The sequence below is a fragment of the Deinococcus sp. NW-56 genome, assembly GCF_002953415.1.
Taxonomy (GTDB): domain Bacteria; phylum Deinococcota; class Deinococci; order Deinococcales; family Deinococcaceae; genus Deinococcus.
Genome location: NZ_CP026518.1, coordinates 30,033 through 50,860 on the forward strand (window position 1 = coordinate 30,033; position 20,828 = coordinate 50,860).

A 20,828-nucleotide genomic window follows, 5' to 3' on the forward strand; every position below is an offset into this window, starting at 1 on the left:
CAAGGAGCTTCCCCCGTGCTGAATGCTGACGTCTTCGCCCGCGATCCCCTCAAGTTCAACATTCCCAACAGCGGCGTCACCCGCCTGGATACCCCCGCCAGCGACGCCGAATGGGCCACCTTGCACTGGGAGCTGCAGAGCTTCGTGTGCGAGGGGCAGTACGCCCGTGGCCTGAGCCGGCTGCTGACGGCTTACCTCGCCCGCGTGGACGAGTCCGATCAGCCGTCATGGTGGGTCAGCGGCTTTTACGGCTCGGGCAAGTCGCATTTCGTGCGGGTGCTTGAGCACCTGTGGGCCGACACCCGGTTGCCCGACGGCAGTACAGCCCGTTCGCTGGTGCATCTGCCCCAGGAGGTGGCCGACGCCCTGCGGGAGCTGGACACCGCAGGGCGCCGTGAGGGTGGCCTGTGGTCCGCCTCGGGCACGCTGGGGGCCGGAGCGGACGGGGCCGTGCGGCTCGCCTTCGCGACCATCCTGTTCCGGGCCGCGGGACTGCCCCCGGCCTTCCAGCAGGCCCGACTGGTGATGTGGCTGCGGGAAAAGGGCGTGCTGGGGGGCGTGCGGGAAGCGGTGGAAGCTGCTGGGGAGAGCTGGCGCTTTGCCCTGGACAACCTGTACATGTCCGTGCCGCTCTCGGCCGCCATCCACGCACACCTGCCCGGCTTCGCGAGCGACGCCGAGGTGCGGGCGCTGCTGCGCGAGCAGTTTCCCAGGCCGACGGACCTCAGCGACGAGGAACTGCTGCGGGTGACCGAAGACGTGCTGGCGCTGGTCAGCCGCAAGCCGGGGAAGCTGCCCTGCACGCTGGTCGTGCTCGACGAGGTGCAGCAGTTTATTGGGGACAGCGTCAGCCGGGCGATGGAGGTCCAGCAGCTCACCGAGACGGTCAGCAAGCGGTTCGGCGGCAAGCTGCTGCTGGTGGGCACCGGGCAGTCGGCGATGGGCGCGACCCCGCAGCTCGAGCGCATCAAGGCCCGCTTTCCGCAGCCCATCGAACTGAGCAGCGCGGACGTGGACCACGTGGTGCGGCAGGTGATCCTCCGCAAGGACTCGCGGTACCTCCCGGAGGTGGAGCGGGTGCTGGAGCGGAGCAGCGGTGAACTCAACCGCCACCTCCTGGGCAGCCGCCTGGCCCCCCGCGAGGAGGACCGGGCGGTGTTGGCCGCCGACTACCCGGTCTTGCCCACCCGCCGCCGCCTGTGGGACGAGTTCCTGCGGGCCAGCGACCGGGCAGGCAGCAGCGGGCAGCTGCGCAGCCAGCTCCGCATCGCGCACGAGGCCAGCCGGGAGGTCGCGCCCCTCCCGCTGGGGCACGTGGTGGGCGCGGACTTCGTGTATCCGGCGCTGGCTCCCAGCCTGCTGAGTTCGGGAGTGCTGCTGGGCGACACCCACACCCTGATCGAGCGCCTGAACGACGGCACGCCCGACGGAAGGCTGCGCCAGCGGGCCGCGCAGCTCATCTACGTGCTCTCGCGCTTAGACCCGCGCCTGGGCCTCCGGTCCACCGAGGCGACCCTGGCCGACCTGCTCGTCGAGGACCTGGGAGCCGGAAGTGCGGCGCTGCGCGCCCGGCTTCCGGAGGTGCTGCGCGGGCTGGTGGAGGGCGGGCAGGTCATGCAGACCGGGGACGAGTACCGCCTCCAGACGCGCGAGGGCGCCGAGTGGGAAGGGGCGTTCCGCAGCGCGTACAACCGCCTGCGGGGAGACGAGGTCCGGCAGGTGCAGGAGCGGGGCGCCCTGCTGCGCAAGGCCGTGGAGAGCGCCCTGAGGGGCACCCTGAGCGTGAACCAGGGAGCCAGCAAGACCACCCGCAAAGCCGAGCTGTTCTACGCCGCGCCCCCGGCGGGGACAGCCCACCTGCCCGTGTGGATCCGCGATGGGTGGAGCGACACCGCCGCGAGCGTGCAGGCAGACGCCCTCGCCGCCGGCAATGCGTCGCCCACCGTCTTTGTGTTCCTGCCGGAACCGGAGCGTGAGGCACTGAGAACGGCCCTGGCAGGGTGGCTGGCGGCCAAGGACGTGCTGGCCTCGCGGCCCAACCCCACGGCGCCGGAAGCCCGGGAGGCGCAGGGCGCGATGCAGACCCGCATGGGCACCGCGCAGGCCGACGCCGAACGCCTGATCGCGCTGAGCGTGGACCGGGCCCGCGTGTTTCAGGGCGGAGGGCAGGAGGTGGAAGGCGGCCTGAGAAGCGGCGTGCAGGCGGCGCTGGCGGCGTCGGCCGTGCGCCTCTACCCCCAGTTTGCCGCCGGAGATCATGCCCGCTGGGACACGGCGCTGCGGCAGGCCAAGCAGGGCAATCAGGCGGCGCTGGAAAGCGTGGGACACGCGGCGGAACCGGCCAGTCACCCGGTGCTGCGGGCGATCTTGTCGGAGATCGGGGCGGGCAAGAAGGGCAGCGACCTGCGCAAGACCTTCATGGCTCCCCCCTATGGCTGGCCGCAGGACGCGGTGGACACGGCGCTGGTGCTGCTCACGCTGACGGGGCACCTCCGGGCGCTGCACAACGGCTCGCCGGTGGAGGCCAAACAGCTCGACGCCCAGAAGCTCACGGCGTCCGAGTTCCGCCCGGAGAGCGTGACGCTGACCAAGGTGCAGCTTATCGGGGTGCGGGGGCTGTACCAGGACGCGGGCCTCAGCCCCCAGACCGGGCAGGAAGCGGCGCAGGCGGCAGCGTACCTCTCGCGGCTGGCGGAGAAGGTGGGCGCGTCGGGCGGCGAGCCTCCCCTCCCCGAGCCGCTGAGCCGCGCCCCGCTGCACGCCTTGGAGCACCTGGGCGGCAACGAGCTGCTGCTGGGGCTGTACGAGGCGCGCGAGGCCCTCAGGGCGCTGCGCTCGGAGGCCGACGCCCGCGCCGACCTGATTGCCCGCCGGCGTGACCACTGGCAGAAGCTGGGCCGACTGCTGCGGCACAACCGCGACCCGCAGCTGGCGGCGCAGGCCGAAGCCATTCGGGAAGGGCGAATGCTGCTGGCCGAACCCGACCCGGTGGTGCCGCTGGCGAGCGAGGTCATGAACGGCCTGCGGGCCGACCTGGGTGCCGTGCTGGATGGGTACGGGGCAACGTACGCGCGGGAGGCCGCGGCGCTGGAGGGCATGGCCGAATGGCAGGCTCTGCCGGAGGCCGAGCAGGCGAGGTGGCGTGGTCGGGTTGGCCTGGAGGCCCCGCCCCAGGAGCGGCCCTCGGGCATCACTGAGATCGTGGACGCGCTGGACCGGCGCGGCCTGGGGGAATGGCAGGCCCTCACCGAGGCGCTGCCAACCCGGTTCGGGCGACTGCGCGAAGAGTTCCTGAAAAGCCTGGAGCCGCAGGCCCGCACCGTGCGCCCCCGGCAGGCCACCCTCAAGACCGCCGCGGACGTGGAGACGTACCTCGGGAGGCTGCGGGAAGAACTGCTGGGGGCCGTTCAGGCCGGCGACGTTGTGGTGATTGTGTGACAACGCCGGCGCTTTCATGGACGGTGCCGAGGTTGATTCATGCCCACCGTTGAACAGTTCGTCACGCCCACCTTCGAGAGTGAGCAGGCGGCCCTGCCGCCGCGTGTGCACAAACGGGTCCAGAAGGCCATCCGGACCCTCAAGGAAGACCCGACCAACGCCCGGCGCGAGCTGGACACGAAGAAACTTGAGGAGATCGACGCGTGGCGGCTGAAGATCGACGACTACCGGGTGCTGTACAAGGTCGACCCACACGGGCAGACCTTTTTCAGCGTCCTGCCGCGCAAGGACGTGTACCGCAAGCTGGGCATTCCGGACGAGGACACCCTGAAGCTCGTCCCGGACGTGCAGGTCACGCCGGCCGTGCGTCCGGGCGAGTCTGCGCCGCTGCCTCACCCGTTGACCGCCGAACTGCTTACCTCCTGGCGCATTCCGGCCCAAGCCCAGGTCATCCTGACGGCCTGCTGCACCGAGGACGACCTGCTGGAGGCTCCGGTGGAGTACCGGGTGTTCAGCCGCGTCGTGGACCTGCTGTACTCGCGCAAGTGGCAAGAACGCCTCGCCCAACCGCAGTACGTGCTGGGCCGCCCCACCGACCTGGAAGACCTCGCGGAAGGCAAACTCACCACCCGGCTGCTGCGCCTTGACGAGCACCAGCGCCGCCTGAGCGCCCTGCACCTGGAAGATGCCCGCGCCCCCATCGTGGTCAAGGGCGGGCCGGGCAGCGGCAAGAGCACGGTGGCCCTGTACCGCGCCAAGCTGCTCGCGGAGCGGTATCCGGACGCCCGCATCGCGTACACCACCTACACGAAGGCGCTGACGAAGGCCAGCCGCGAGCAACTCGAGGTGCTGCTGCCCGAGGACCACACGCAGGTTGGAGTGGAGACGGTGGACAGCCTCGCCTTCCGGGCGCTGAGCCAGGTCGAAGCGCTGGGCACCCTGCTGGGACCGGATGACGCCTTGACCGCGGCCCTCTTTGATGAGGTGCTGGACCCCAGGCCGCCGCAACTGCGCAAGTACAGCACCCGCTATCTTCTCAGCGAGATTTTCGACGTGATCGAGGTCAACGGCCTGTCCAGTGAGGCGGAGTACCTCGCCTCGCCCCGCCTGGGCCGCAGGTCGCCCATGTCCGCCGCCAACCGCAAGTTGATCTGGGCGCTGTACGGGCGCTTCCGGGAACGGGTGGCAGGGGCCAAGGCCCTGACCTGGGCCACCCTGCGCCAGCGCACCCTGCACGCGCTGGAGGACGGACGCCTTCAGCCCACGCTGGATTACCTGATCGTGGATGAGGCGCAGGACCTCAGCCCCATCACGCTGCGGATGCTCGCCCGGATGGTCAGGACCCCCGGTGGGCTGTACATCACCGCCGACGCCAACCAGACGCTGTACGAGAGCAGCTTTTCCTGGGACGCGCTGCGTGGGGGCTGGCCGCAGGCGGAAACCCACGCCCTGAAGCGCAACTACCGCAACACCGCGCAGATTGTCCGGGCGCTGGGCGACGTGCGCGAGGCCCTGAGCCTGGAAGACAGCGAGGCGGCCCTGGAGGAGGGCCTGAGCAGCGGCCCGCGCCCCCGCGTGATCCACGCCCCCGCCGACACGCAGCTTGACGCCCTGATCGAGTACCTGCGTGAAGCGGCCCGCGAGAGCCGGGAGCCGCAGCGCAACGCCGCCATTCTGGTGGCTGGACACCAGAAACAGGCCTATGAAGAAGGCGTGGCCCTGGCCCGCCAACTCAAGGCCCGCAAGTTGAAGGCCAATTACATGAGCAGCAGTGACCTGCGGCTGGACGCCGACTGCATCAAGGTCCTGAGCCTGTACACCAGCAAGGGGCTGGAGTTCCCCATCGTCGCCCTGTGGAACGTCACCGACGGCGTGCTGCCCCGCGACGTCTCGGAACTGCCCAGCGAGGAGCAGACCGAGGAACAGCTCAAGGACCGCCGCCTGTTCTACGTGGGCTGCTCCCGCGCCATGCGGCACCTCGCGGTGTTCACCCGGCCCGGCGAGGAAAGCGAACTGCTGTACGACCTGCAAGACGAGAACTGGGACACCGCCCAGGCCTGAAAGGAAGCCCATGCCCGCCCTGGAAACCCCCCTCCGCAAGACGCTGGAAAAACAGGTCATCGCCGCCCGCGACACCGCCGAAACCGCCGCTGAAGCCGCCCTCTCCCGCTTGCTGGTGGACAACAGCGGGGGCGGAAACCTGGCCCACCTCACCGAAGACGAACGCAAGCTGCGCAAGGCCCTGCTCGCCAAGCAGAAGCAACTCGGCAGCCGCGAGGCGCTGGTGCGCGAGTGCGCCTACGAGCAGTGGCACGCGATGCTGTTTGCCCGCTTTCTGGAAGCCTCTGACCTGCTCATGCACCCGGAGGCCGGGGCGAGCGTGAACATGGACGACCTCGCGGAACTGGCCCAGGAGGAAGGCGATGCCGACGCTTACGCCACCGCTGCCCGCTACGCCGCGCACATGCTGCCGGGCATCTTCCGCCCGCACGACCCCCTGCTGCGGGTGCGGTTTGCCCCGGAACACCGCCACCGCCTGGAAGCCCTGATTGAGGGCATCCCGAAACCCGCGTTCACCGCCGACGATGCTCTCGGCTGGGTCTACCAGTTCTGGCAGACCGCCCGCAAACAGCAGGTCAACGCCTCCGGGCGCAAGATCGGCGGGGCGGACATCTCCCCGGTCACGCAGCTCTTTACCGAGCACTACATGGTGCAGTTCATGCTGCACAACACGGTTGGCGCGTGGTGGACGGCACGGCACCCGGAAGAAGCGCTGCCCACCGACAAGAGTTACCTGCGGGTCAACGAGGATGGCAGTCCCGCCGCCGGAACCTTCCCCGGCTGGCCCGCCACCGTCCGAGAACTGAAGGTGCTCGACCCCTGCTGCGGCTCCGGGCATTTCCTGGTGGCCGCGTTCGCGCTGCTCAAGCGGCTCAGGATGCTGGAGGAGGGTCTGAGCGAGCGGGAAGCCGCCGACGCCGTGCTGCGCGACAACCTGTACGGCCTGGAACTGGACCCACGCTGCACGCAGCTTGCCGCTTTCAACCTCACGCTGGAGGCGTGGAAATCGGGCGGTTACCGCAAGCTCCCGCCTTTGAATATCGCCTGCTCGGGCCTGAGCATCGGCGCCAGCGTGGAGGACTGGTTGCCCTTCGCGCCGGACGACACCGCCCGCAACGTCTTCCGGGTGCTGCACGACGAGTTCCGGGACGCGCCCGACCTGGGCAGCCTCATCAACCCGGCGGCAGGTATCCGGCAGCGCCTCGGCATCTTCGGGGATCAGGCGCTGGACGGTCTGCCCGACCTGATCGGCACACTGCTGGAGCGTGAGCAGGCCCAAGACCCCGCTGCCGCCATCTACGGCGAGAACGTGCAGGGCATTACCAAAGCATCAGAATTGCTGATGGAAAGTTATGACCTTGTCGTAACAAATGTGCCTTTTCTGGGCCAATTGAAACAGACAGAGTTCTTAAGAGACTATATTTCCAACTTTTATTCATCTGCCAGAACAGATCTTTCTCTGGCTATGATGCTTCGTGCGACAAGTATGGTAAAGCCTCACGGATCTGTAGCTACTGTAATACCAAATGACTGGTTTTTTCAAACTAAGGACAGGGAATTTAGAAAAGAGCTTCTTAAACACTACGACTTGAATTTAATCGCCGTTTTGGGGGGTAACTCATTTGAAACTTCTATTAGGAAAAATGTTGTGATATGTATTGGCAATACAGGAATCTCAGAAAAGGCGTTCCTAATTGATGTTGAGGATTTCGCCCAACAAGACAAAGCGTCAGCTCTGTTAATTGAACCCCTATCTGAAATTGATCTTAAAAAGGTCAAAAACAGTGGGGATGTAATTAGTAGTGTTCAGACAGAGATCAAAACCCTGATAGGAGACTATGCAGACTCTCTTCGGGGCCTATCAACTGGAGCATCAAATGAATTTGAGAGGTATTTTTGGGAGCTTAAAACCGTAGGAGGTGGTTGGGAGCCTCTGCAAGAGACTTGCGAGGGCGATTATGAATATTCAGGACGTAGTACGATAATCCTGTGGGAGGGCGAGAGGGGCAAGCTGGCTCAGTTGGCTTACAGCCTAAAGCACCTGAACCATGCAGTGCAGAGTTGGCGACGTGGCAAGCCATTTTGGGGCAGTCCCGGCATTGCCATTAATAGAATGGCAAACCTCTACGCCACTCTCTACACGGGTGATAAATTTTCAGGCGATGTTGGTATAGTGAGGCCAAAACATCCGAGTCACTTAATTCCATTATGGTGCTTCCTGTCCTCCGACAGCTTCAAAGTTGCAATGCGAACAATTAATAACAAGCTAGATGTGGAGCCTCGCTACATAGAAAAAGTCCCCTTTGACCTCCCTTATTGGCAGCAAGTAGCCGCAGAGAAGTACCCGGACGGCCTGCCGGAGCCGTACAGCAACGACCCCACGCAGTGGCTCTTCCGAGGCACGGTGACGGACACGACCGAGCCTTTGCAGGTAGCGATGGCGCGGCTCCTGGGCTACGCCTGGCCGGAACAGGTGGAAGACGGCATCACACCCGACACCGACGGCATCGTGCCCCTGCCCGCGCTCTCGGGCGAGAAGGCGGCGCACGAGCGGCTGCTGGACGTGCTGGCGGGCGTGTACGGGCCGGACTGGACACCGGAGAAGCTGCGCGAGTTGCTGTCGGGCGTGGGCGCGGACTCGCTGGAAACGTGGCTGCGCGACAAGTTCTTCGAGCAGCACGCCAAACTCTTTCACCACCGCCCGTTTCTGTGGCACATCTGGGACGGGCGCAAGGACGGCTTCTCGGCCATCGTCAACTACCACACGCTGGACCGGGCGCGGCTGGAAAAGCTGACCTACACGTACCTGGGCGCGTGGATTGACCGCCAGCGGGGCAGCGACGACAGGGGCGCCGAGCTGCGGCTGGCGGCGGCGCTGGAGCTTCAGCAGAAGCTGGAAGCGATTTTGCTGGGCGAACCGCCCTACGACATCTACGTGCGCTGGAAGGACCTGGGCGAGCAACCGCGCGGCTGGAACCCTGACCTGGGCGACGGCGTGCGCCTGAACATCCGCCCCTTTGTGGAAGCGGGGATTCTCCGGGCACGGGTCAACGTGAAGTGGGGCAAGGACCGGGGCAGCGATCCCGGCAAGGTGGACTTCCAGAAGGTGCATGGCCGCGACCCCCAGACCGACCTGGAAAAGCACCAGAGCAACGAGCGCCACAATGACCTGCACTTCACGCTGCGGGAGAAGGAAGAGGCGGCGCGAACTCAAGGCGGTGTGACGGCGTGATGGAGCGCAGATGGTACGCCCTGCTCGTCGAGACGGAGAGCTACGCGCCCGGTCCCCAGTATCTGAACTGGACGGCGGAGTTACGCCCAGAACTCGATGAGCGGCATATCTCCTATGCGCTGGCTCCGGAGAAAGGGTCGCGCCTGGCCGCGCAAACCTACGTCGATCAGCATCCGCACCTTGTGCAGCTCTACCTCGGCTCGAATCGTCATCACCTCATCCGAGAGCAGGGTGGGAGGTGCTGGTATTGCGGGCGCACCCTGAACACGACCCGCAGCGGCCTGGAGGACAGTGCCGAACTGGAGCACCAGACGCCCCGCGCCCGCGACCTGCCCGAGAGCTACGCCTCCAGCAACTTGGTGGTGAGTTGCCGCAGTTGCAACAACCCTGCCGGGGACGGCAAGGGGGACCGCACCCTGGAGGAATACCGCGCCTACTTGCTGCAGCGCCGCTACCCAGGAAAGTCTCACCTCTTCTTTTACGGGGAATGGCTGCGATTCCTACGCCTGGTCGGCTCCGGGCAACTGAGCCGAGAGGCGCTGGGCAGAATCGCGTTCAATTCCTTCCTGCATCCAGCGCGGGCCCTGGCGTTTGCACGTGTCCTGTTGCTGTCGTCCCTGGACCAGGAAAGTGGTCAGTGACGCGGGCGCTGGTCCGGCATGACGGGCGAGTCAGACGATCCCGCCACTCTTGATGAGGTGAACCGTGAGCGTGAGATACGCGTTTAGCAGCGGCAGCGAGCGGCTCTTCGGCACGGCCTATGAGTTGGAGAATGACGTTCAGAAAGACCAGGTGTTGCAAGCCCTGCGGGAAGCTCTGAGTGCCGACGTGACGGCGGTCAAAAGCTACGCCTCAGCCCGGGCCTTCGATCCGACCCATGTGGCGGAGTGGCTACGAGGAAACGGCGTGTTGGCACCACAGGTTGCAGCCTGTCAGGCCAGGCTGCCTGCCGCCTACCAGCGATCAGCCGCAGAAGGGCCACGGACACCTCACCCTCGACAGCCACCGAGGTCAACCCTGCAGGCGGAAGAGGCGGTGTCTGTTAAAGCGAGCCATTCGATGCCGTCCGGTATCCCCTCACCGGGGACGGTGGGCTGGGGTACCGCCCCTGCTTACTCCGCAAAGGGCAAATTGCTGCAGGCCCCGGCAACATGTGTCCGGATCTGGCTGGGTTCGGAACTGCTGTGTGGTGCTCCTCTGGAGTTCCGGACGCCCGCCGAGCGTGATGGCCTTGTTGCTGTCCTCAAAGCAGCCACCTACTTGCCCGTTCGCGTCGAAGTCTGCGCGGATTCCGGAGTGGCCCAGATGTATCAGAAGCAGCTGCTGGTGGACTGGATAGGTGGCCGGGGGAGCATCAATACAGCCTGGGTCAGGCAGAAGCTACAGATTCCGTACACAGCTTCAGAAGTAGAGGCCCAGCGTCAGGCCAAGGAAGCAAAGGAGCGTCAGCGTGCTCAGGCGCAACTTGAAGCGGGGATCCGAGAGCGTCAGCGGCAGCTGGCAGAAGCGCAACGTCACGAACAACGGACCGCCGCCCTGGCAGAACAAATCCGCGCCGAGTCGGAGCAGAGGGCCGCTCAGCTCGCCCCGGCACAAGAGAGTCACCGCGCGACCAGCGCAGAACAACTGGTCCAGCCCACTGACCAGGTCGAAGCGGTGGGACAGCGTGAGGCTGCGATTCGCCGCATCGTGGAGGAACGGGGCATCAAGCACCTCATGCACTTCACGCGCGTCGAGAATCTGCCTGGAATTCGGGAGCGTGGCCTCTGGAGCCGCGCGACCCTGGGGAATGATGGTTGCGTCTGGAACGATGACTGGCGCAGAGATAAGCGGCCGCACGCCATCTGCCTGTCCGTGAGCTATCCCAACTACAAGATGTTTTATGACTACCGCCTGCGCAAGGGCGGCGGTTGGGCCGTCCTCTTGCTCGACCCCTGTCTGCTTTGGGAGCGAGATTGTGGCTTTGTGGAGGTCAACGCTGCGTCGAGCGATGTCTGGACCCGGCCGGAGGACGAATTGAAAACAGTCGCGGCCTTCGAGCGTATGTTTGGAAGTACCGCGGTTTTGCGTACCTGAGGAAACGCCTCGACAATTCAAGCGAGGTGGGGTGTGGGAGAGCGAAAGAGGTACAGCAAAGAGTTCAAGCAGGAGGCCGTCCGGCTCGCCAAAGAGCCGGACCGGAGCGTGCTCCAGGTCGCGCAGGGCCTGGGGATCAGCGACTCGGCCCTGCACCGCTGGATGCGTGAGTTCGCAGGGCAGGGAGGGGCGGCCTTTCCCGGGCACGGGAAGCAGGTCCTGACCCCTGAGCAGGCCGAAATCAAGCGGTTGCAACGGGAGTTGGACATTGCACGTCAGGAGCGTGATGTCCTGAAAAAAGCCGTGGCCTTCTTCGCCCGGGAACAATGACGGCCTTCGAGTTCATCGAAGGGCACCGGGACGAGTTTCGTCTCGACGTGATGTGCCGCATGCTCGGCGTGACCAAGAGCGGGTACTTCACTTGGCGAGGAAGGCCGATCAGCACGAGGAAAACCAAGGATGCCGAGCTGAAGGACGAGATTGAGCGCATCCATATCAGGAGCAAGGGCCGCTACGGCGTCCCCCGGGTTCACGCCGAGTTGCGAGCTGCTGGGACGGCGTGCTCGCGTCGTCGGGTGGCCCGCCTCATGCGTGAGGCGGGCCTGCGGGGCAAGGTCCGCAAAAGGTACAAAGCCACCACCCAGGCGGACCCGGCTCACCCACCCGCCGAGGACCTGGTGCGCCGCAACTTCGAGGTCACCGCACCGAACACGGTGTGGGTCAGCGACATGTCGTACCTGCCCACAAAAGAGGGCTGGTTGTATCTGGCCGTCGTGCTGGACCTGCACTCCCGGCTGGTGGTGGGCTGGTCGATGGGGGAACGGCTCACCACGGACCTGCCGCTCTCGGCACTCAAGATGGCCTTGGACCGGCGGCGACCGCCGCCGGGACTGATCCACCATAGCGATAGGGGCAGCCAATACACGAGTTCCGCTTACCGAGGCGCCCTGGAGGCCCAGGGCGCCCTAGCGAGCATGGGCAAGAAAGGGGATTGTTTCGATAACGCCGTCGTGGAGAGCTTTTTCTCGACCCTGAAGCGAGAGCTGTTGTTGGACCACGTGTTCCACACGCGCCAGGAGGGGCGATCACAGGTGTTCGAGTACGTGGAGATGTTCTACAACCGGCAACGGCGGCACTCGTTCCTGGGCTACCGAAGCCCGGTAGAATTCGAGCGGATCAGGGAACCCGTAGCGGCGTAACCGAAAGTACGCAAAACCGAGGCAGGCCCAGTTTGATGATGCCGCGTTGCGAAACCGCCTCCGTCTCCCCCCACACTACACAACCAATCCACAGGCCGAGGTGCTGGTTTTCGAACCCATTCACCCGACCTACATTGACGAAATCCATTTCAACTCTGAGCCCGATGAGCCGCCCTCCTACGACTGCGAGGGACATATCATCCCCATCAAAACCGATGACACCTACTTCTGGGGTCGACATGACCACGAACACTGGCGCAACCGGGTACTTTTCTAAGCATGGCCCAGCGTCCGGTCTTTCTCCCCGCCCCTGCGCCCCCCTTCGTCCGGGAGAAATCCATCTCCTTTAAATGGCACGCGGGCATGGCCCGCTCGCAGGCGCAGAAATCCATCGCCGAACTCCACGCTTCTGCTGGTGCAGAAGGACTGGCACCGCTGCTGGAAATCTCCTCGAAGGGCGAAAATCCCCTGGGCATCAAACTCAGCGCCTTCAACTTGACCTTCACCGCCCCGGACGGCACGCGGCTCTCGGTGGAATCGGCCTACCAGGGCAGCAAGGTCTTTAAAAACGGCGACCACTTCCCGGATCTGTATCGCGCGAGCAGCCGCGACGCCAAGCTCGATGAGCGCGTGAAGGGCCGCAGTGACATCGCGGGCTTCGACCACTTCGGAGAACGGTGGCCCGCGCAGCCCACCACGGCGTTTTACGACTGGCTGTACCTTCAGGCGCTGGCACAGCACCCGGGGTTGCTGGAGGCACTGGGCGGGTATCAGGGCTTTACTGACATTGCCTTCAATCCGCAGAAGTCGGCAGCGTGTCAGGCCCGCTGCGCGGCGATGTGCCTGGGCATGCAGGAGGCAGGAGTGTGGAGGGCAGCGCTGGGAAGTCGGGAGGCTTATCTGGAGGCCCTCGGACCAGTGGCCCGGCCGACGCGACAACCCTCACTCTTCTGAGAGGGTCGCCCCAAGACCCGCTGGCAGCGCACTAGACTGCCCAGCACATGACCGACCCGCACAACGGCGAGCTGCATGAGGCCATTGAGAAGATTCGGGGCGCTCTGGAGGCGACGCCCCGAAAATCCCGCCGCATCCTGCTCAAGACCCTGCTCCGGGAGTTTGGCTTCAAGGTCCGGTCGGCCGACCGACTGACCCGCATCACCGAGGGGCTGAACCGGGCTGGGATCCTCGTGGCGCCGGACCTGGCCACCTGTGACCGGGAGGCCTGGGTCACCCTCTCCCTGGTCGACCCGAGTCTCCCGGTCCATCCCGTTGAAGAACTTCGTCCCCCCGTGCCAGACATTTCACAGGACGCGTGGTTCGAAGACGTGCAGACCAAGACGTTTGCCAGCGAACGCGAGGTCGAAATCCGGTTCATTCTTCCCCTGCTCGAGCGGCTCGGGTACCACGAGCAGGACCGCGCAGACGGCTTCCCCGTGGACATTGTGGTGGGTGTTCGGAAGACCCGGGCGGAGGCGGATTTCGTGCTGTTTGACGGAGACAGGAGGGAGGTGGGCAACGTCTTGCTGGTCGTGGAGGCCAAGCGCACAGGCAAACGCCTGACCGACCATGTGGCGCAGGCCCGCAGTTACGCCATGTTCCTGCACTCGCCCTATTACCTGTTGACCAATGGGGATGACCTGCGTGTGTTCCTGTACCGCAGTCCCATTGAGGCCGACGTTGAGGTTTACAACAGCCACCGCAATGCCCTGCGGGAGAATTTTGCCGACCTTTACCGGCTGATCGGCCGAGCAGCCGTCGTGGACTATCGCCGCGCAGTCGCACAGGGGCGCTAGGAAGGTTGGGGCAGGGGGAGTCACATCTGCCGGCCGCCCCCTCGGGGCGTCCCGCTATCCTGTCCCCCGATGACGACCCTGCTTTCCGCCCTGGAGAACGCCCTGCGGCACGCGGGCGAGTACCACCGGGGAGAGGTGGCCCCGCCCGCGTGCCTGCTGTGGCCTGATCCGGAAGGGGAATGGCAGGAGGCCGCGGCGGCCCTGCGGGGGCGGCGGCCCCTGCTGGAACTGGGCACCTACGACCCTGACAGGCAGTGTGGCCCGGCCATCTGGCTGCGGACCGTGCTGGACACGGAGGACTGGACCACGCCCCCGGTGATCTATCTGCCCGGCGTGCGCCGGGACGATCTTCGCAGCGAGTCGGCGCCTCCTCACCTGCAACCGTTGGTGGAGTTGCAGTACCGGGGAGCCGTGTTCTCCCACCCGAACGGCAAGGCCTGGACGGTGGCGTCGTTCCTGGGGAACACCACGCACGGGCTGGGGTTGGAAGTGGCGCCGGGAGCGCGGTCCGCACTGGCGGCGCACCTGAGCCTCCTGCTGACGACGCCGCTGGACACGCTGCGGGCACGGGTCCCCCTGACGGCCCGCAACGTGCAGTCTCTCGCCTTCCCCGACCTCGCGGGGGACGTGCTGGAGTGGCTGAACACGCCGGGCGCAGAGGTGCCGGATGCCTTGAACAGCGCCGTGTTGGGCGAGTACGACCTGTCCCTGGCCGAGGGGCGGCTGAGTGTGGCCGCCCACCTCGCGGGGCGGCAGGGCAGTTGGAGTGCAGTATGGACACGGTTTGCCGCCGCTCCGGGCCGCTTTCCGGGCGTGGTGGCCGCGCTGGAGGGAGTCGGGCCGCCGGCGAGCGCCGGGTGGACACTGGCCGCTGCCGAGGTCTGGCCAGGAGTCAATGACGCCGCAGAACGCGCCCTGGAAGAGGGGCTCCGGGCACTGGTGGGCCGCCCGGGGCCGGAGGTCGCGGTGGGCGTGCAGGCGCTGGAGGACGCGCACGGGGCACGCCGGGGATTCGTCTGGACCGAGTTGGGGCGCTCGCCGCTGGCAGGCGCACTGGCGCCCCTGACGCAGCTGGTCGAGCACGCCGCCCGGCCGCTGACGGGGCAGAGCGCCGCCGAGCTGGCCGCCGCCTATGCGGAGGGCGGGTACGGGACCGACCTCGCGGTGCTGGACACCCTGGCGGCGGTGGACCGGGACGACCATCTGACGCTGGTGGGACAGGTGTTGCGCGGACCGTACCTCGGCTGGCTGGAACGGGTGAACGCGGCCTTCATGGCGGCAGTGCAGGCCGAGGTGGGAACGGGGAACCGCACGCTCCTCCAACCCCGGTCAGGGGGGTGGACGGCCGCGCCCGGACTGGCGGTGGTGTTCGTGGATGGCCTGCGCTACGACGTGGCCGCGCGGTTGCAGGAGCGCCTGTCCGGGGCGACCCTGGACTGGCAGTTCGCGGCGCTGCCCACGGTGACCCCGACCGCCAAGCCGGCGGTGGCCCCCCACGGGGGGGGAATCGACCCCCTGAACCCGGAGCGCCTGACCCTGGGGTACCTGGCCCGCGCGGTCAGCGCCCAGGTGCTGCGGCAACTGCTGGAGACGCGGGGCTTTCTCCCCCTCGCCCCGGACACGACGGGAAACCCGGCGGGCGCGGCCTGGACGGAAGCGGGCGACCTGGACCGGCTCGGCCACGCCCGCGGCGAGCGGTTGGCCCACCACCTGGACGGCGAGCTCACCCGGATCGCCCGGCGGGTGCAGGCCCTCCTGGCCGCGGGCTACCGCGAAGTGCGGGTGGTTACCGACCACGGCTGGCTGCTGCTGCCCGGCGAGTTGCCCAAATTGGACCTCCCGGCCTCCCTGACCCTCTTTCGCAAGGGCCGCTGCGCCGTGCTGAAAGAGGGGAACGCGAGCGGTTACCCGACCCTGCCCTGGACGTGGGACGCGTCGGTGGAGGTCACCCTGGCCCCTGGCGTCCACGCCTTCGAGGCAGGCGAGGTGTACGCCCACGGCGGCCTGAGCCTCCAGGAGAGCGTGGTTCCGGTCCTGACCGTGAAGGGCAGCGCGGCCCCTTCTCCTGCTGTAGAGATTCTGGAGTGGCGTTGGCGGGGCAACCGCCTGCGGGTCGAGGTCGCGGGGGGCACGGGGCTGACCCTCGACCTGCGCCGCCGGGCCACCGATCCGGCCAGCAGCATCCTCACCGGGCCGAAGCCGGTGGGGGACGGGGGACTGGCCTCCCTGCTGGTGGAGGGGGATGAGCTCGATGGTCTGGAGGTGACGCTGGTCGTGCTGGACGCGGGTGGCGCAGTCCTGCGGCAGCAGGCGGTCACCGTGGGGGAAAACGCATGAATCTGGACATCATCGACCGGCTGGCCGCTTCTGTCTTCGAGGGGTACCTCGTGCGCAAGGACCTCGCGGGACAGTTCAAGGGCCAGTACCCGGTGCCCACCTATGTCGGCGAGTTCCTGCTGGGCCGGTACTGCGCCAGCACCGACGAGGAGGAGATCCGGGAAGGGCTGGACGTGGTGCAGCGGCTGATGAACGAGCGCACCGTCCGGGCGGGCACCCAGGAACTGTTCAAGGCCCGTGCCCGCGAGCGGGGCAGCGTCAAGCTCATCGACCTGGTGACTGCCCGGCTGGACGCGAAGACCGACGCCTACCTCGCTGAGCTGCCCAGCCTGCAGCTGCGCGACGTGCGGATCACGCCGGAACTGGTGCAGGAGCACGAGCGGATGCTCACCGGGGGCTTCTACGCCGAGGTGGAGCTGGAATACGACGCCGTCATCGCCGCCGAGAAAAGCGGACGGCCTTTCGGCGTGGCGTCCCTGCGGCCCATTCAGCTCTCCAAACGCTCGGCCCTCACCGAATTGGCACAGGGCCGGGCGGCCTTCACCAGCGAGCAGTGGAAGGCTTTGCTGCTGCGCAGCGTGGGCTTTGAGCCGGAGGCCCTGAGCGAGCGGGCCAGGGACGTGCTGCTGTTGCGGATGGTGCCCTTCGTGGAGCGCAACTACAACGCGGTCGAACTTGGACCACGCGGCACCGGCAAATCGCACCTCTACCAGCAGGTATCGCCGTATGCCCACCTCGTGTCGGGGGGCAAGGCCAGTGTGGCCCGCATGTTCGTGAACAATTCGACCGGGCAGCGCGGCCTCGTCACCCAGTACGACGTCGTCTGCTTTGACGAGGTGTCTGGCGTGTCGTTCGACCAGAAGGACGGCGTCAACATCATGAAGGGGTACATGGAAAGCGGAGAGTTCTCGCGGGGCCGCGAGAGCATCCGCGCCGACGGCGGCGTGGTGATGGTCGGGAACTTCGATGTGGACGTCACGCATCAGCAGCGCACCGGGCACCTCTTCGGCCCGATGCCCCCGGAGATGCGCGACGACACCGCCCTGATGGACCGCATCCACGCCTACCTGCCCGGCTGGGACGTGCCGAAACTGCACGCCGGGCTGTTCACCGGTCACTTCGGGCTGGTCAGCGACTTCCTGGCCGAATGCTGGCATCAGCTGCGCTTTCAGGGCCGCTGGCATGGGGTTGCTCACCGCGTCCGGCTGGGCGGAGCGCTGAGTGGCCGCGACACCACCGCTGTGGGGCGCACCGTCAGTGGCCTGCTGAAGCTCGTCTCGCCCGACGAGGCAGCGGAGATCGAGGACGCCGATCTGGAGTGGGCGGTGCGCCTCGCGCTGGAGGTCCGCCGCCGGGTCAAGGAACAGCAAAAGCGCATCGGCAGCGCAGAGTTCCGCAACACGCACTTCAGCTACCAGCTTGGCGAGGAGGGAGTGGAGCGCTTCGTGACCACGCCGGAGTTGCAAAGTGACGACGCCATCGGGACCGATCCCCTGCCGCCCGGACAGGTGTGGGCCCTGGGGACCGGGGGCCTGGACGAACATGCGGGGCTCTACCGCATCGACGTGACGGAGGGGCCAGGAAGCGGCGTGCGCGTGCTGAACAACCCGGTGCCGCGGCCCTTTCAGGAGAGCATCCGCTTCGCCGAGCAAAACCTCTACGCCCAGGCCCGCTTCCTGGTGGGGGAACGTGACCCCCGGCAGCACGAATACTCCGTGCAACTCCGCGCCTTTGACTCGGCCCGCAGTGGCAGCAGCCTGGGTCTCCCGGCCCTGCTCGCGCTGTGCAGCGTGCTGCTGGGGCGCTCCCTGCGCGGCGGCCTGATCGTGGCGGGGCATCTCAATCTGGGGGGCGGCCTCGACCCCGTGTACAACGCCGTCGACCTGGCCGAGCTGGCCGCCGAGAAACAGGCCGCCGCGCTGTTGGTCCCCATCAGTGCCCGCAAGCAACTCAACGACCTCTCCGACGACGTGGCCGCCCGGCTGACCCTGCTGTATTACACCGACGCGCGGGACGCCCTGCTCAAGGCGCTGGTGGAGTAGCCCAGGGCCCAACGGGCGGAGGGCCTTCAGGCCAGCGCCCGACCATCAAGGGGATCCTCTTCCCGGGTCGGGCGCTTCCACGTGTCCTGCCAGCTCGAATTCACGCATAAACGCGGGCAGGTCGTGCAGGGGCACCGTCTGGACGTGCAGGGCACTCCCACTGGGCAGGGTCAAGGGGCCGAACCGCCGCGGCAGCCCCGGCAGCTCCGGATACAGCAGGACCACATCCCGGCGACCATCCCGCCCCTGAAACACCTCGCTGTAGGCCAACAACTGGTAGGCGTCAGCGTTGCTGATCCCATAGGCAGGAGCTGCGGTGGGGTCAAGACGTTTCCACTTCGTATCCGCCACGATGACCTCGCCCCCTGTGGTTTTGACGTACAGGTCGGGCCGCACAGGAAAGGCCTTGTCTCCGCCGGAGGTGGCCAGCGCCTCGCCCCGGCGCTGCGTGTCGATGGTCCAGCCCGGATACTTCTGCCGCAGCAGGAACGCCACGTACCGCTCGTAGAGCACGTTCATATCGAACAGCACGGCGAACGACGTCGTAGCCTGGCCCCGGACCACAGGATTGAGCTCGTGCAGGATCAGGCGGCAGTACCCCCGCAGGGCCTCGAAGTGGCGGTACCCGCGCTCCAGGGACCACGCCCGCTCGTCGCGTCTGGGATCCCCGCTCGCGGGCACACCCTCCAGCACGTGCGCGAGGGCCTGGGCCAGACGCCGGGTGTCCTGGCGACCCGTCAACCGGGCGATCCGCTCCACGCTCAGCCTCACCAGCCGGGTCTCCGGGCGGTCCGGGAGGTACTCGTCATACTCGACGTGCAGCAGGTGGGCCCGGTGCAGGGGCTGCCGCACCTGCCGCGTGGCGTCGAGGCGGCCTTTGAAGGAGGAGCGTTCCTCCCGCACGGGGGCGTAGCGGTGCGGAACGCCCCGCCCCACACCGGCCCTGAACCCTTCCAGGGCAAAGCTCAGGAAGACCTCGAACAGTGGCATCCGGGCCGGGTCGAGGGCCGTGGGGGGCGCCACCCGGAACCGGGCGTCCACCGCGGCCAGCATCCGCAGCAGGAGGTCGCGGCTGGCCCCCACGTCGTCTCCCCGGGCATGGGTTTTCGGCAGGATCTCCAGCACGGTGCCGTCCGGCAACTGCACGGCCCCCACCCACTGCGTGAGCTTCACGGCCAGCTGGCCGCGGTGAAGCACCGGGACCGCCACCGGGTTCAGTTCGGGATCTTCCACCACCTCGAGCAGGGCATCGAACGCTGCGCCCGGCAGACAGACGGGAGCACCGGACTCCCGCACCACCAGGTCATGTTCACGGGCGACGACGTGGCTCATGCCGGGTCATAGACGCCGGTAAAGGCGCTCAGGCGGGTCAGGGCCTCCTCGTTGTAGCGGTAACGGCGCCGCTCGCCCTCCCCGATGACGTGGATGAACTGGTCGGCCGGGTCAGTCTTGCGGTCGTCGCCCAGCACTTCCCGGATGCTCGGCCAGTCCTCGAAGAAGTATTCCTCGAGCAGCGGCAGAATCCTGTTTCTCAGCGCCCCGGCCACCGCGTCGAGCCGCGCGGGAAGGTTCAGCAGGTAGGCGTGGCCGATGAGCTGGTCCCGCGTCAGGCGCTCCTCGAGCCGGTCGTTGAGCACCTCCAGGAAGCGGCGCAGGTTCAGCTGTCCCCCGGCCACACCGAGGCGCTCCGGCAGCAGTGCCGCGTCGGGCCAGACGGCCTTGAAGGTAAACCGACGCCGCAAGGCCGCGTCCAGTGGCGTGAGGCTGCGGTCGGCCGTGTTCATGGTGCCGATGATGTAGAGGCTCGGCGGCACGGTCAGCTCGAAGCGGCTCACCGGTAACCGGACGCTCAGGGCGTCGCTGGCCCCCGCCCGCTTGGTGTCTTCCAGCAGGGTCAGCAGTTCCCCGAAGATCTTGGCCACGTTGCCCCGGTTGATCTCGTCGATGACCAGGACGTGGGCCCGCGGCAACAGCTCGGGGTCTTCCTCCCTCACCCGGCCGCCGGCGCGGCGCACAGCGTCCAGAAAGATGCCGGTTTCCTCACGAAAGACGACTTGGCCATTCTCCACCCGGGGCTTGAGGCCCTCGATAAAGTCTTCATAGGTAAAGCCCTGGTGGAACGTCACGAACGTCACCGCTCCGGTGTCCACCAAACGGCCGTATTCCGCCTTCAGCGCCTCCCGCTGATGGGGCTCACCGTGGGCGGCCAGAAAGGCGGGCGCGAGGATGCGCAGCACCTCCTCGGTCACCGCATACGTCTTTCCGGTCCCGGGCGGACCGTACAGAATCTGATTGAGCGGCACGTCCGCAGGCGGCGTGAACAGCACCTCGGGCTGATGCCCGTCACCCACCGGCCGAATGGTCGTGGGGACAGCCTGCGCGTGGACCCAGGCGGCTGCGGACAGCTCGGGGAATGTCTGTTCCAGGCTCGCGGCCTGCTCCAGGACCGCTTGATAATCGGCCAGGCTTTCGATGCGGTCGGCCCCAGTGATGCCCAATGACGTCAGGTACGGGACGTTCACACCATTGAGAGGAAGGTTGCGCCAGGGACTGAGCCAGAACAGTCCCTGGGTCAGCCGGGGTACGCCCACCATGTAGATCACCAGAGCGGCAGCGAAGGTCTCCGGCTGCAGCTCTCCGGCCACCGCCT

General features: G+C 66.8%; 12 protein-coding genes. 10 read left to right on the forward strand and 2 right to left on the reverse strand.

The genetic code is table 11. The annotated features are described in order from the left end of the window. Window positions 1–15: 15 nt before the first annotated feature. From brxC to brxL, 10 genes are all read left to right on the forward strand, one after another. Window positions 16–3,438 (forward strand): BREX system P-loop protein BrxC, encoded by a 3,423-nt coding sequence (brxC, locus tag C3K08_RS15840; RefSeq protein ID WP_104992429.1) that lies wholly within the window; start codon window positions 16–18, stop codon window positions 3,436–3,438. A 39-nt stretch (window positions 3,439–3,477) separates the two neighbouring features. Further along, on the forward strand, window positions 3,478–5,499 hold the full coding sequence (locus C3K08_RS15845) for a UvrD-helicase domain-containing protein (RefSeq protein ID WP_104992430.1): 2,022 nt from the start codon (window positions 3,478–3,480) through the stop codon (window positions 5,497–5,499). A gap of 10 nt (window positions 5,500–5,509) precedes the next feature. Further along, window positions 5,510–8,731, forward strand: a complete 3,222-nt coding sequence (locus C3K08_RS18100; protein WP_158680027.1) for an N-6 DNA methylase — start codon at window positions 5,510–5,512, stop codon at window positions 8,729–8,731. Further along, entirely contained in the window at window positions 8,731–9,372 is a 642-nt protein-coding gene (locus C3K08_RS15855; RefSeq protein WP_104992432.1) for an HNH endonuclease, read from the forward strand. The genes C3K08_RS18100 and C3K08_RS15855 overlap by 1 nt, the downstream gene beginning before the upstream one ends. Before the next feature lie 64 nt (window positions 9,373–9,436). Beyond that, window positions 9,437–10,807 carry a DarT ssDNA thymidine ADP-ribosyltransferase family protein gene (locus C3K08_RS15860; protein ID WP_158680029.1) on the forward strand — a complete coding sequence of 457 codons (1,371 nt, stop codon included), beginning with the start codon at window positions 9,437–9,439 and terminating at the stop codon, window positions 10,805–10,807. 33 nt (window positions 10,808–10,840) lie between these two features. Continuing rightward, window positions 10,841–12,006, forward strand: a protein-coding gene (locus C3K08_RS15865) for an IS3 family transposase (RefSeq protein WP_104992223.1) whose coding sequence is annotated in 2 segments (ribosomal slippage) — window positions 10,841–11,111 and window positions 11,111–12,006 — 1,167 coding nt in all. Because the reading frame shifts where the segments join, the coding sequence is not laid out codon by codon here. Between the two features lie 279 nt (window positions 12,007–12,285). Next, window positions 12,286–12,960 (forward strand): hypothetical protein, encoded by a 675-nt coding sequence (locus tag C3K08_RS15870; protein ID WP_104992434.1) that lies wholly within the window; start codon window positions 12,286–12,288, stop codon window positions 12,958–12,960. 47 nt (window positions 12,961–13,007) lie between these two features. Continuing rightward, window positions 13,008–13,799, forward strand: a complete 792-nt coding sequence (locus tag C3K08_RS15875) for a type I restriction enzyme HsdR N-terminal domain-containing protein (protein WP_104992435.1) — start codon at window positions 13,008–13,010, stop codon at window positions 13,797–13,799. 69 nt (window positions 13,800–13,868) lie between these two features. Beyond that, window positions 13,869–16,136: a BREX-1 system phosphatase PglZ type B gene (gene pglZ / locus C3K08_RS15880; protein WP_104992436.1), complete on the forward strand. Its 2,268-nt coding sequence runs from the start codon at window positions 13,869–13,871 to the stop codon at window positions 16,134–16,136. Next, window positions 16,133–18,178, forward strand: coding sequence for a BREX system Lon protease-like protein BrxL (gene brxL / locus C3K08_RS15885; RefSeq protein WP_104992437.1), 2,046 nt, complete (start codon window positions 16,133–16,135; stop codon window positions 18,176–18,178). Before pglZ ends, brxL begins: the two co-directional genes overlap by 4 nt. A 45-nt stretch (window positions 18,179–18,223) precedes the next feature. Here the strand turns inward: brxL and C3K08_RS15890 are convergent, their stop codons facing one another. Both C3K08_RS15890 and C3K08_RS15895 read right to left on the reverse strand, forming a co-directional pair. Continuing rightward, window positions 18,224–19,510, reverse strand: a complete 1,287-nt coding sequence (locus C3K08_RS15890; RefSeq protein WP_104992438.1) for an McrC family protein — start codon at window positions 19,508–19,510, stop codon at window positions 18,224–18,226. Beyond that, complete coding sequence (locus C3K08_RS15895; RefSeq protein ID WP_199777069.1) at window positions 19,507–20,823, reverse strand: McrB family protein; 1,317 nt, start codon at window positions 20,821–20,823, stop codon at window positions 19,507–19,509. Before C3K08_RS15895 ends, C3K08_RS15890 begins: the two co-directional genes overlap by 4 nt. Window positions 20,824–20,828: the final 5 nt, after the last annotated feature.